This window comes from Escherichia sp. B1147 (genome assembly GCF_001660175.1).
Lineage (GTDB): Bacteria > Pseudomonadota > Gammaproteobacteria > Enterobacterales > Enterobacteriaceae > Escherichia > Escherichia whittamii.
Window position 1 is genome coordinate 139,752 of record NZ_LFHY01000012.1, and the last position, 11,592, is coordinate 151,343.

The window sequence follows — 11,592 nt, forward strand, 5'->3', positions numbered from 1 at the left end:
AATGACGCAGAAAATTGAACAATCTCAACGACAAGAACGGGTAGCGGCCTGGAATCGTCGCGCTGAATGCGATCTTGCCGCTTTCCAGAACTCGCCAAAGCAAACCTACCAGGCTGAAAAAGCGCGCGATCGTAAACTGTGCGCCAACCTGGAAGAAGCGATTCGTCGCTCTGGTTTGCAAGATGGTATGACCGTCTCCTTCCACCACGCTTTTCGTGGCGGTGACCTGACCGTCAATATGGTGATGGACGTCATCGCTAAGATGGGCTTTAAAAACCTGACCCTGGCGTCCAGCTCCCTGAGTGATTGCCATGCGCCGCTGGTGGAACATATTCGTCAGGGTGTAGTTACCCGTATTTATACTTCCGGCCTGCGCGGCCCACTGGCGGAAGAAATCTCCCGTGGTCTGCTAGCTGAACCGGTGCAAATCCACTCCCACGGCGGTCGCGTGCATCTGGTACAGAGCGGCGAACTGAACATCGACGTGGCTTTCCTCGGCGTCCCGTCCTGTGACGAATTCGGTAATGCCAACGGCTACACCGGAAAAGCCTGCTGCGGCTCCCTCGGTTATGCAATGGTCGATGCCGACAATGCGAAACAGGTGGTGATGCTCACCGAAGAACTACTGCCTTATCCGCATAACCCGGCGAGCATTGAACAGGATCAGGTTGATCTGATCGTCAAAGTTGAGCGTGTCGGCGATGCCGCGAAAATCGGCGCAGGCGCGACCCGTATGACCACTAACCCGCGCGAACTGCTGATTGCCCGCCGCGCCGCGGATGTGATTGTCAACTCTGGCTACTTTAAAGAAGGTTTCTCCATGCAAACCGGTACTGGCGGCGCTTCGCTGGCGGTAACCCGTTTCCTGGAAGACAAAATGCGCAGCCGCGATATTCGCGCTGACTTCGCCCTCGGCGGCATTACCGCCACGATGGTTGATCTGCATGAAAAAGGGCTGATCCGCAAACTGCTGGACGTCCAGAGCTTTGACGGTCAAGCCGCACAGTCACTGGCGCGTAATCCGAACCACATCGAAATCAGCGCCAACCAGTACGCTAACTGGGGCTCTAAAGGTGCATCGGTTGATCGTCTCGACGTGGTGGTACTGAGCGCGCTGGAAATTGACACTCAGTTCAACGTTAACGTGCTGACTGGTTCTGATGGCGTGCTGCGTGGCGCTTCCGGCGGTCACTGCGATACCGCAATTGCCTCTGCGCTTTCCATCATTGTTGCACCGCTGGTGCGCGGTCGTATCCCGACTCTGGTGGATAACGTGCTGACCTGCATTACCCCGGGGTCCAGCGTCGATATTCTGGTCACCGACCACGGCATCGCTGTTAACCCGGCACGTCCGGAACTGGCAGAACGTCTGCAGGAAGCTGGCATTAAAGTGGTTTCCATTGAGTGGCTGCGCGAACGTGCGCGTCTGCTGACCGGTGAACCACAGCCGATTGAATTCACCGATCGCGTCGTTGCCGTCGTGCGCTACCGCGATGGCTCGGTGATTGACGTTGTGCATCAGGTGAAGGAATAAGCCATGCACCTGCTCCCTGAACTCGCCAGCCACCATGCGGTTTCAATTCCCGAGCTGCTCGTCAGCCGGGATGAAAGGCAAGCGCGGCAACACGCCTGGCTCAAGCGCCATCCTGTTCCACTGGTTTCCTTTACTGTGGTTGCGCCGGGTCCGATTAAAGACAGCGAGGTCACACGCCGAATTTTTAATCATGGCGTAACTGCCCTGCGCGCTTTAGCCGCAAAACAGGGCTGGCAAATTCAGGAGCAGGCTGCACTGGTTTCCGCCAGCGGGCCAGAGGGCATGTTGAGCATTGCCGCTCCAGCTCGCGACCTCAAGCTCGCAACCATTGAGCTTGAGCATAGTCATCCTCTCGGGCGTTTATGGGATATCGATGTCCTGACGCCCGAAGGCGAAATTCTCTCCCGCCGCGATTATTCGCTGCCGCCTCGCCGCTGCCTGCTGTGCGAGCAAAGTGCAGCCGTCTGTGCGCGTGGGAAGACCCACCAACTGACCGATTTACTCAACCGCATGGAGGCGCTGCTGAACGATGTCGATGCCTGCAACGTCAACTAAAACCACAAAGCTTGCTGCGTCATTAATCAATGACTACGCCCTGTTGGGCTGGCGCGCCATGCTGACTGAAGTCAATCTGTCACCGAAACCAGGCCTGGTGGATCGCATTAACTGCGGTGCGCACAAAGATATGGCGCTGGAAGATTTCCACCGTAGCGCACTGGCGATCCAGGGTTGGTTACCCCGTTTTATCGAATTTGGTGCCTGTAGTGCAGAAATGGCACCCGAAGCAGTACTCAACGGATTACGCCCAATTGGTATGGCCTGTGAAGGCGATATGTTCCGCGCCACTGCGGGCGTAAACACCCATAAAGGCAGCATTTTCTCTTTAGGGCTGGTATGCGCAGCAATTGGCCGTTTGCATCAGCTCAACCAACCGGTAACGCCAGCCACCATTTGTGCGACGGCGGCAAGTTTCTGCCGTGGTCTGACCGAGCGCGAACTGCGTACCAATAATCAACAACTGACCGCAGGTCAACGGTTGTACCAGCAACTTGGCCTTACCGGTGCGCGCGGTGAAGCTGAAGCGGGTTATCCGCTGGTTATCAAGCACGCCCTGCCGCACTACCTCACTCTGCTGGATCAGGGGCTAGATCCTGAACTGGCATTGCTCGATACCTTACTGCTACTGATGGCGATGAACGGCGATACCAACGTTGCATCGCGCGGTGGCGAGGGGGGCCTGCGCTGGCTACAGCGCGAGGCGCAAACATTATTGCAAAAAGGGGGCATCCGAACCCCCGCCGATCTCGATTATCTCCGGCAGTTCGACAGGGAGTGTATCGAACGAAATCTCAGCCCCGGCGGCAGCGCCGACCTGCTGATTCTTACCTGGTTTTTAGCACAGATTTAATAATTTAAGCACTTGATAAATTTGGAAATATTAATTTTCGGAGAACCCGTATGTCTTTAGCAAAAGATAATATATGGAAATTATTGGCCCCACTGGTGGTGATGGGTGTCATGTTTCTTATCCCTGTCCCCGACGGTATGCCGCCGCAGGCATGGCATTATTTCGCTGTGTTTGTGGCAATGATTGTCGGAATGATCCTCGAGCCAATCCCGGCAACAGCGATCAGTTTTATTGCAGTAACCATTTGCGTTATTGGCAGTAATTACCTGCTTTTTGACGCCAAAGAATTGGCTGACCCAGCGTTTAATGCCCAAAAACAGGCGCTAAAATGGGGACTGGCTGGTTTTTCCAGTACCACCGTCTGGCTGGTATTTGGCGCATTTATCTTTGCGTTAGGATATGAAGTTTCTGGATTAGGCCGTCGTATTGCCCTTTTTCTGGTGAAATTCATGGGTAAACGCACGCTGACGTTAGGTTATGCGATTGTCATTATCGACATTCTGCTGGCGCCGTTTACACCGTCTAACACTGCGCGTACCGGCGGAACCGTTTTCCCGGTCATTAAAAACCTGCCGCCGCTGTTTAAATCATTCCCCAACGATCCGTCTTCCCGACGCATTGGCGGTTATTTAATGTGGATGATGGTCATCAGTACCAGTCTTAGCTCCTCCATGTTTGTCACCGGCGCGGCGCCGAACGTGCTGGGCCTGGAATTCGTCAGCAAAATTGCCGGTATCCAGATTAGCTGGTTACAGTGGTTCCTCTGCTTCCTGCCGGTTGGGGTTATCTTACTCATCATTGCGCCGTGGCTTTCCTACGTGCTGTACAAACCGGAAGTTACCCATAGTGAAGAAGTCGCCACCTGGGCAGGCGATGAGCTGAAAACCATGGGGCGTCTGACACGCAGAGAATGGACGCTGATTGGCCTTGTATTACTCAGCTTAGGTTTGTGGGTATTTGGCAGCGAAGTGATTAATGCCACTGCGGTTGGCCTGCTGGCAGTTTCGCTGATGCTGGCGCTGCACGTTGTACCGTGGAAAGACATTACCCGTTATAACAGCGCATGGAACACGCTGGTTAACCTGGCAACACTTGTCGTCATGGCTAATGGCCTGACTCGTTCCGGATTTATCGACTGGTTCGCCAGCACCATGAGTACGCACCTGGAAGGTTTTTCGCCGAACGCGACGGTTATCGTCCTCGTGCTGGTGTTCTATTTTGCTCACTACCTGTTTGCCAGCCTGTCTGCGCACACTGCAACCATGCTGCCAGTTATTCTGGCCGTCGGTAAAGGTATTCCCGGTGTTCCGATGGAACAACTGTGTATTCTGCTGGTGCTGTCTATCGGTATCATGGGCTGTCTGACCCCATATGCTACTGGCCCAGGTGTGATTATTTACGGCTGTGGCTATGTGAAATCGAAAGATTACTGGCGTCTTGGCGCTATCTTCGGGGTCATCTACATTTCAATGTTGTTGCTCGTAGGCTGGCCAATTCTCGCCATGTGGAACTAATACGTTCGGCAAACGCTGAATAAATCACCGCGCCCGCCAGGTTAGCCAACCAGGCGGGCTTTTTTATGATTTAATAGATAGTATTCAGTGTATGTATGAGTCCACACCCATTATGAAAGCATTCTGGCGTAACGCCGCTTTACTGGCGGTTTCTCTACTTCCCTTCTCTTCTGCCAACGCCATTGCGTTGCAAGCAAAACAGTATGGCGATTTTGATCGTTACGTTTTAGCGCTTTCCTGGCAAACCGGCTTTTGCCAGAGTCAGCACGATCGAAATCGTAACGAACGCGATGAGTGTCGCCTGCAAACCGAAACGACCGACAAGGCCGATTTCCTGACCGTACACGGCCTGTGGCCCGGACTGCCTAAATCGGTTGCTGCTCGTGGTGTTGATGAACGCCGCTGGATGCGCTTCGGCTGCGCCACTCGCCCAGTCCCAAACCTGCCGGAAGCGCGCGCCAGCCGGATGTGTTCTTCACCGGAAACCGGATTATCGCTGGAAACAGCAGCTAAATTGAGTGAAGTTATGCCGGGCGCAGGTGGCCGTTCCTGTCTGGAACGTTATGAATACGCGAAACACGGCGCCTGCTTTGGTTTTGATCCGGATGCTTACTTCGGTACGATGGTACGACTGAATCAAGAGGTAAAAGAGAGCGCAGCCGGAAAATTCCTCGCGGATAACTATGGTAAAACCGTGAGCCGCAGTGACTTTGACGATGCCTTTGCCAAAAGCTGGGGGAAAGAGAACGTCAAAGCGGTCAAGTTAACGTGCCAGGGTAATCCGGCATATTTGACTGAAATCCAGATTTCAATCAAAGCTGATGCCATCAATGCGCCGCTCTCGGCAAGCTCATTCTTGCCACAACCTCACCCAGGCAACTGTGGCAAAGCCTTTGTGATTGATAAAGCTGGTTATTAATCCTCTGATTTACAAAACATGCTAATTCGTCTTCCATAAACCATGACGATTAAGATTTATACATAATGCGCTGCATTGAGGAATTCCCTGAATGTGACGCAAATCACTTCAAAGAGTGAGCAACAGTCAGTATCATCATATGAGTTAAACCCTCGCCGCCTGACGGTGAGGGTTTTCTTTTGGGTATGTTTATCTGCGACACTCGCAGTACCGACGACATGGAGTAAAAATGTCCAGACCAACAATCATCATTAACGACCTGGATGCCGAACGCATCGATATTCTGCTGGAGCAACCTGCCTATGCCGGTTTGCCAATCGCCGACGCGTTAAACGCAGAGTTGGATCGCGCCCAAATGTGTTCGCCAGAAGAGATGCCACACGATGTGGTGACGATGAACAGCCGGGTTAAATTCCGCAATCTTAGCGATGGCGAAGTCCGTGTGCGTACACTGGTGTATCCGGCAAAGATGACCGACAGCAATACTCAACTTTCCGTTATGGCTCCAGTTGGCGCTGCACTGTTGGGGCTGCGCGTTGGCGATACCATCCACTGGGAACTTCCGGGCGGTAGCGCAACTCACCTTGAAGTGCTGGAACTCGAATACCAGCCTGAAGCCGCTGGCGACTACCTGCTTTAATCCCATCTGCACAAGCGTTATTCGCTTTGCCCAGAGGATGCTTCTGCATCCTCTTTCCGCTTAAATATCAACCAGACTTATCATTTTCCTCTTCACCGCTGCGTTCTAATCTGAACAAGTTATTCACCTGCGGATCCCCCTATGAGCGAAGCTCTCGGTATTACTGCGTTTTATATATTCATTGCAGCAATTATTGTTGTGGCAGTGCTATATCTTGAACAACGCTGGTAGTGGCTGACTTAATTCATTTTCCAGATCAATTGCTATTCCAGATCAAATCAACTTCGCAAATCATAGAATCATAATCAATAATGTGCTGTTATATGTTCATGCAATAGCAAGGAGGGAATGCTTATGTACAAAACAATCATTATGCCAGTAGACGTATTTGAAATGGAATTGAGCGACAAAGCAGTTCGTCACGCTGAATTTCTCGCCCAGGATGATGGCGTAATTCATTTACTCCATGTATTACCGGGCGCCGCAAGCCTTAGTCTGCACCGTTTTGCTGCTGATGTGCGTCGTTTCGAAGAGCATTTGCAACATGAAGCCGAAGAACGCCTACAGACAATGGTCGGCCATTTCAATATTGATCCATCCCGTATCAAAACACATGTCCGTTTTGGTAGCGTGCGAGATGAAGTGAACGAGTTAGCTAAAGAACTGGATGCGGATGTCGTGGTTATCGGTTCACGAAACCCATCGATTTCAACCCATCTGTTAGGTTCCAACGCTTCCAACGTGATCCGCCACGCCAATCTGCCGGTATTAGTTGTTCGTTAACAAATTAACGCATTTATGACGCCCTGCCCTGAGCAATCCTGGCAGGGCGTTTTTTTATAAAAAAAGCCGCCAGGTTTGACCCCAGCGGCTAAACAATTGCAGGTGAATCTTACTTCTTCTTATGCAGTTTTGGTGCGAATCAGGTAGTCAAAAGCACTCAGAGAGGCTTTAGCACCTTCGCCAGTAGCGATGATGATCTGTTTGTACGGAACAGTCGTACAGTCACCGGCAGCGAACACACCTTTAACGTTGGTTTCGCATTTCGCATCGATGATTATCTCGCCCATACGATTACGTTCTACTGCGCCTTCCAGCCAGTTGGTGTTCGGCAGCAAACCAATCTGGACGAAAATACCGGCCAGTTCGATGTTGTGAATATCGCCGCTGACACGATCACGGTATTCCAGACCTACGACTTTACTGCCGTCGCCTTTCACTTCCGTGGTTTGCGCGTTCAGAATGATGTCGACGTTTTTCAGGCTACGCAGCTTGTCCTGCAGAACCTGGTCGGCTTTCATTTCTGGGGCAAATTCCAGCAGGGTTACGTGCTCAACGATACCCGCCAGGTCGATTGCCGCTTCAACACCGGAGTTACCGCCGCCGATGACCGCCACGCGTTTTCCTTTAAACAGTGGGCCGTCGCAGTGCGGACAATAGGTTACGCCTTTGGTGCGATACTGATCTTCACCCGGAACGTTCATGTTGCGCCATTTTGCACCGGTCGCCACGATAATGCTGCGAGCTTTCAGTACCGCGCCAGAAGCCGTTTCAATCTGATGTAAGCCGCCTTCAACCGCCGCCGGAATCAGTTTGCTCGCGCTCTGGCTGTCGATCACATCAACATCGTATTCATCAACGTGAACCTTCAGCGCGCCTGCCAGTTTCTGGCCTTCGGTTTTCGGTACAGAAATGTAGTTTTCGATATCAACAGTATCAAGGATCTGACCGCCGAAACGTTCGCCCATCAGACCAGTACGGATACCTTTACGTGCGGAGTAAATTGCTGCCGCTGCGCCCGCCGGGCCAGAGCCAACGATTAATACGTCATAAGCATCACGCTTATTCAGCTCTTCTGCCGCACGTTTTTCAGCGCCAGTATCGATTTTGGCAACGATTTCGGAAATGGTCATTCGGCCCTGACCAAACTCTTTACCGTTTACGAACACTGCAGGAACACCCATCACGTTACGATCGGTGATCTCGTTCTGGAACGTGCCGCCATCAATCGCCGTGTGCTTAATACGCGGGTTCAGTACGCTCATCAGGTTCAGCGCCTGCACCACGTCCGGGCAGTTGTGACAGGAGAGCGAGTAATAAGTTTCGAATTCAAAATCACCGTCAATATGGCGAATCTGCTCCAGCAGAGACTGCGCTTCTTTCGACGGATGACCACCGGTCCATAGCAGTGCCAGTACCAGCGAGGTGAACTCATGACCCAGCGGGGAGCCTGCAAAACGCGGCCCCTGGTTAGAGCCTGGGTTGGTGATCAGGAAAGACGGCTTACGCACCGGTAAGTTGTTATCTTCTTTAAAGGTGACTTTGTCTGACAGTTCTGCGATTTCAGCCAACAGTTCCTTGATTTCTGCCGATTTAGCGCTGTCATCCAGCGTGGCAATCAACTCAACAGGCTTAGTCAATTTCTCAAGGTAAGCCTTGAGTTGAGTTTTCATATTTGTGTCGAGCATGTTTATCTCCTGGGCTTTAAACATCATCATGCAAGCGGCCTCTGCGGCTACCTGGATGCAGCTTGCATCATGGTGCGGGGAAGAAAATCGGGTGCCGCAGCACCCGATTAATTAGGTGAATTTCCTAAGTATTTCGTGTCAGAGCAAGGTGGCTAGCCTGTGAATCCCCGGGAGCTTACACAAGTAAGTGACCGGGGTGAACGGGCGACGCCAACGCCGCTATGGCACGAAAGACGAAGGAAATTTAGATTTTACCAACCAGGTCCAGAGATGGAGCCAGAGTTGCTTCACCTTCTTTCCATTTAGCCGGGCAAACTTCACCTGGGTGAGAAGCTACATACTGAGCTGCTTTGATTTTACGCAGCAGGTCAGACGCGTCACGGCCAATGCCTTCAGCGGTAACTTCGATTGCCTGGATGATACCCTGCGGGTCAACTACGAAGGTAGCACGGTCAGCCAGACCTTCATCTTCACGCATGTTGTCGAAGTTACGGGTCAGGGCGCCAGTCGGGTCGCCGATCATCGCATATTTGATTTTAGCGATAGTTTCAGAGCTGCTGTGCCATGCTTTGTGAGTGAAGTGAGTATCGGTAGATACTGCGTATACGTCTACGCCCAGTTTCTGCAGTTCTTCGTAGTGGTCAGCAACGTCACCCAGTTCGGTCGGGCATACGAAAGTAAAGTCAGCCGGGTAGAAGAAGAAGACGCTCCAGCGGCCTTCGGTGTCTTTCTCGGTGATTTCGATGAATTCGCCGTTTTTGAATGCCTGGTTTTTAAAAGGTTTAATTTTGGTGTTAATCAAGGACATCTATACTTCCTCCGTGTTTTCGATGAGATGTAAGGTAACCAATTTTTGCCGATTCGGCTAATGCGTTTCCATTATCAAATCGATAAGTTTTACCTTACAACCTTCGTAAGACAACTTTGTGAACTTTGCACCGCCAGCGGCGATAAAAAGTAAAATGGGCCCCCTTTCCAGGTGGCCGCGTAACCTGAACTACCCTTTGGTATCTTCAGCGCCTGTTCACCAGGCTGCGGTGTTGCGATGACGACCGCAACGACGAGAGGGATTACAACACCCCCATAAACAAAGGGCAATCACCTGTTCTAAGCTCTTACCTATGACAGTGATAGGTTATGCCTTTTACTCAAATTTTGCACTGACTGAAAAGGACAAATTAATGTTAAAAAAGATACTTTTACTGGCACTGCTTCCTGCAGTCGCCTTCGCAGAGGAACTCCCGGCCCCAGTAAAAGCGATTGAGAAACAGGGCATTACGATTATCAAATCGTTCGATGCCCCCGGAGGAATGAAAGGTTATCTCGGAAAGTATCAGGATATGGGGGTCACCATCTACCTGACTCCAGATGGTAAGCACGCTATCTCTGGTTACATGTACAACGAAAAAGGTGAAAACCTGAGTAACACGCTTATCGAAAAAGAGATTTATGCGCCAGCCGGTCGTGAAATGTGGCAACGGATGGAGCAATCCCACTGGATCCTCGACGGTAAAAAAGACGCGCCGGTCATTGTCTACGTCTTCGCCGATCCATTTTGTCCGTATTGTAAACAATTCTGGCAACAGGCTCGCCCGTGGGTTGAGGCTGGCAAAGTTCAGCTTCGCACACTACTGGTTGGCGTAATCAAACCGGAAAGCCCAGCCACTGCTGCGGCAATCCTCTCGGCTAAAGATCCGGCTAAAGCATGGCAAGAGTATGAAGCATCAGACAAGAAGCTAAAGCTAAACATCCCTGCCACCGTTGGCGTAGAGCAGATGAAAATCTTAAGCGCCAATGAAAAACTGATGGATGAACTTGGCGCAAACGTCACGCCTGCTATTTATTACATGAGTCCGGAGAATACACTGCAACAGGCGGTCGGATTACCAGATAAAAAGACCTTAAATATCATCATGGGAAATAAATAACATCAAATCATGGATAACTGAAATATATACAGTTTTTCAGTTATCCTGAAAACCGCAATAATTGATCACAAACAATAAACCGACTATGCTATTTTAGAAAAACTTAATTATGAATTAAGTAAAAAAAACATAACAAATAAAAATATATGACTTCACATTATTAGTTTAATGAATATTACGATAAGTGCAATGATATAAATGGAGTGCATCATGGCCAATCTTTACGACTTAAAAAAATTTGATTTGAATTTACTGGTGATTTTCGAGTGCATTTACCAACATCTCAGCATTAGTAAGGCTGCAGAATCACTATATATAACGCCCTCTGCTGTTAGTCAGTCTCTACAACGCTTACGTACGCAATTTAATGATCCTTTGTTTATTCGTGCCGGAAAAGGTATTGCGCCAACAACTACTGGGTTAAATCTTCATCATCATCTTGAGAAAAACCTTAGAAACCTGGAACAAACAATAAATATCGTCAATAAATCTGAATTAAAGAAAAAATTTATAATCTATGGTCCACAATTCGTCTCTGCGACAAACAGCAGCCTTTTGATCAATAGTCTGCGCCAGGATGCGGTTGTCGACATTGAACATCATGACATTATGATGGCGGTAGAAAGCGCCGAAGATTTACTGGCTTACCGTAAAGCAGATCTCGTAGTGACATTGACACCGGTTATCAGCCGTTCTGTGAGCTGTGTTCCTTTTCAGTCAATTCGTAATACACTCATCTGTAGCACTACCCATCCGAGAATAAATGAACGGAGTACCCATGCACAAATTCTTGATGAAGAATTTACCTTTCTGATATCTAAAATTCCTGGATTTGAAGATTTTCAGATGGAAATAGATGCACTCATGGCAAACCGTAAAATATCGTTTCGTAGCTCCTCTCTGTTTACCATTATTAATACAATTGCAGTTACCGATTTAATTGGTATTGTGCCTTACGAATTATACCGCAGTTACCATAAAATACTTCAACTGAAACAAATAAAACTTGAACAGCCATTGCCATCAAACACGCTTTATATGTCCTATAATAAAACATCATTAAATAACCTTGCCTTCTCACGATTCATTGATCGTTTGAATGACAACTTATAATAAACATCTATCTGCTAGCAAAATGTTTTTCAATGGAAAATTCACAATGTAAATACATAAAATAATAT

Annotated in this window: 12 protein-coding genes; 10 read left to right on the forward strand and 2 right to left on the reverse strand. The window is 49.7% G+C overall.

Annotation, left to right across the window (positions count from 1 at the left end):
* Position 1 precedes the first annotated feature (1 nt).
* The 8 genes from citF to uspG all read left to right on the forward strand — a co-directional run bounded on the left by citF (position 2) and on the right by uspG (position 6,798).
* On the forward strand, positions 2-1,534 hold the full coding sequence (gene citF, locus A9180_RS11930; RefSeq protein WP_064528981.1) for a citrate lyase subunit alpha: 1,533 nt from the start codon (positions 2-4) through the stop codon (positions 1,532-1,534).
* 3 nt (positions 1,535-1,537) lie between these two features.
* On the forward strand, positions 1,538-2,089 hold the full coding sequence (gene citX / locus A9180_RS11935; RefSeq protein ID WP_000550408.1) for a citrate lyase holo-[acyl-carrier protein] synthase: 552 nt from the start codon (positions 1,538-1,540) through the stop codon (positions 2,087-2,089).
* Positions 2,064-2,942, forward strand: coding sequence for a triphosphoribosyl-dephospho-CoA synthase CitG (citG, locus tag A9180_RS11940; RefSeq protein WP_064528982.1), 879 nt, complete (start codon positions 2,064-2,066; stop codon positions 2,940-2,942). The genes citX and citG overlap by 26 nt, the downstream gene beginning before the upstream one ends.
* Positions 2,943-2,992: 50 nt before the next feature.
* Positions 2,993-4,456, forward strand: coding sequence for a citrate/succinate antiporter CitT (citT, locus tag A9180_RS11945; RefSeq protein WP_064528983.1), 1,464 nt, complete (start codon positions 2,993-2,995; stop codon positions 4,454-4,456).
* 112 nt (positions 4,457-4,568) lie between these two features.
* Positions 4,569-5,375: a ribonuclease I gene (gene rna / locus A9180_RS11950; protein WP_064528984.1), complete on the forward strand. Its 807-nt coding sequence runs from the start codon at positions 4,569-4,571 to the stop codon at positions 5,373-5,375.
* Positions 5,376-5,604: 229 nt separating this feature from the next.
* Positions 5,605-6,015: a nucleoside diphosphate kinase regulator gene (gene rnk / locus A9180_RS11955; protein ID WP_064528985.1), complete on the forward strand. Its 411-nt coding sequence runs from the start codon at positions 5,605-5,607 to the stop codon at positions 6,013-6,015.
* 141 nt (positions 6,016-6,156) lie between these two features.
* Positions 6,157-6,246, forward strand: a complete 90-nt coding sequence (gene yldA / locus A9180_RS25020; protein ID WP_368027512.1) for a small membrane protein YldA — start codon at positions 6,157-6,159, stop codon at positions 6,244-6,246.
* A 123-nt stretch (positions 6,247-6,369) separates the two neighbouring features.
* Complete coding sequence (gene uspG / locus A9180_RS11960; RefSeq protein ID WP_064528986.1) at positions 6,370-6,798, forward strand: universal stress protein UspG; 429 nt, start codon at positions 6,370-6,372, stop codon at positions 6,796-6,798.
* Positions 6,799-6,917: 119 nt separating this feature from the next.
* Here the strand turns inward: uspG and ahpF are convergent, their stop codons facing one another.
* Together ahpF and ahpC are read right to left on the reverse strand one after the other, a co-directional pair.
* Positions 6,918-8,483: an alkyl hydroperoxide reductase subunit F gene (gene ahpF, locus A9180_RS11965; protein ID WP_064528987.1), complete on the reverse strand. Its 1,566-nt coding sequence runs from the start codon at positions 8,481-8,483 to the stop codon at positions 6,918-6,920.
* A 244-nt stretch (positions 8,484-8,727) separates the two neighbouring features.
* A complete protein-coding gene (ahpC, locus tag A9180_RS11970; RefSeq protein WP_000052796.1) occupies positions 8,728-9,291 on the reverse strand; it encodes an alkyl hydroperoxide reductase subunit C in 564 nt (187 codons plus the stop codon).
* A 373-nt stretch (positions 9,292-9,664) separates the two neighbouring features.
* On the opposite strand from ahpC, the gene dsbG reads away from it, so the two are divergent.
* Together dsbG and citR are read left to right on the forward strand one after the other, a co-directional pair.
* Positions 9,665-10,411, forward strand: a complete 747-nt coding sequence (gene dsbG / locus A9180_RS11975) for a thiol:disulfide interchange protein DsbG (RefSeq protein WP_064528988.1) — start codon at positions 9,665-9,667, stop codon at positions 10,409-10,411.
* A gap of 210 nt (positions 10,412-10,621) precedes the next feature.
* A complete protein-coding gene (citR, locus tag A9180_RS11980) occupies positions 10,622-11,524 on the forward strand; it encodes a DNA-binding transcriptional repressor CitR (RefSeq protein ID WP_064528989.1) in 903 nt (300 codons plus the stop codon).
* The last annotated feature ends 68 nt before the right edge of the window (positions 11,525-11,592 follow it).

Coding starts and splice junctions, on each gene's coding strand:
- dsbG (WP_064528988.1), top strand. CDS start 9,665: ATGTTAAAAAAGATACTTTTACTGGCACTGCTTCCTGCAGTCGCCTTC.
- rnk (WP_064528985.1), top strand. CDS start 5,605: ATGTCCAGACCAACAATCATCATTAACGACCTGGATGCCGAACGCATC.
- citF (WP_064528981.1), top strand. CDS start 2: ATGACGCAGAAAATTGAACAATCTCAACGACAAGAACGGGTAGCGGCC.
- citT (WP_064528983.1), top strand. CDS start 2,993: ATGTCTTTAGCAAAAGATAATATATGGAAATTATTGGCCCCACTGGTG.
- citX (WP_000550408.1), top strand. CDS start 1,538: ATGCACCTGCTCCCTGAACTCGCCAGCCACCATGCGGTTTCAATTCCC.
- rna (WP_064528984.1), top strand. CDS start 4,569: ATGAAAGCATTCTGGCGTAACGCCGCTTTACTGGCGGTTTCTCTACTT.
- yldA (WP_368027512.1), top strand. CDS start 6,157: ATGAGCGAAGCTCTCGGTATTACTGCGTTTTATATATTCATTGCAGCA.
- citG (WP_064528982.1), top strand. CDS start 2,064: ATGTCGATGCCTGCAACGTCAACTAAAACCACAAAGCTTGCTGCGTCA.
- citR (WP_064528989.1), top strand. CDS start 10,622: ATGGCCAATCTTTACGACTTAAAAAAATTTGATTTGAATTTACTGGTG.
- uspG (WP_064528986.1), top strand. CDS start 6,370: ATGTACAAAACAATCATTATGCCAGTAGACGTATTTGAAATGGAATTG.
- ahpF (WP_064528987.1), bottom strand. CDS start 8,483: ATGCTCGACACAAATATGAAAACTCAACTCAAGGCTTACCTTGAGAAA.
- ahpC (WP_000052796.1), bottom strand. CDS start 9,291: ATGTCCTTGATTAACACCAAAATTAAACCTTTTAAAAACCAGGCATTC.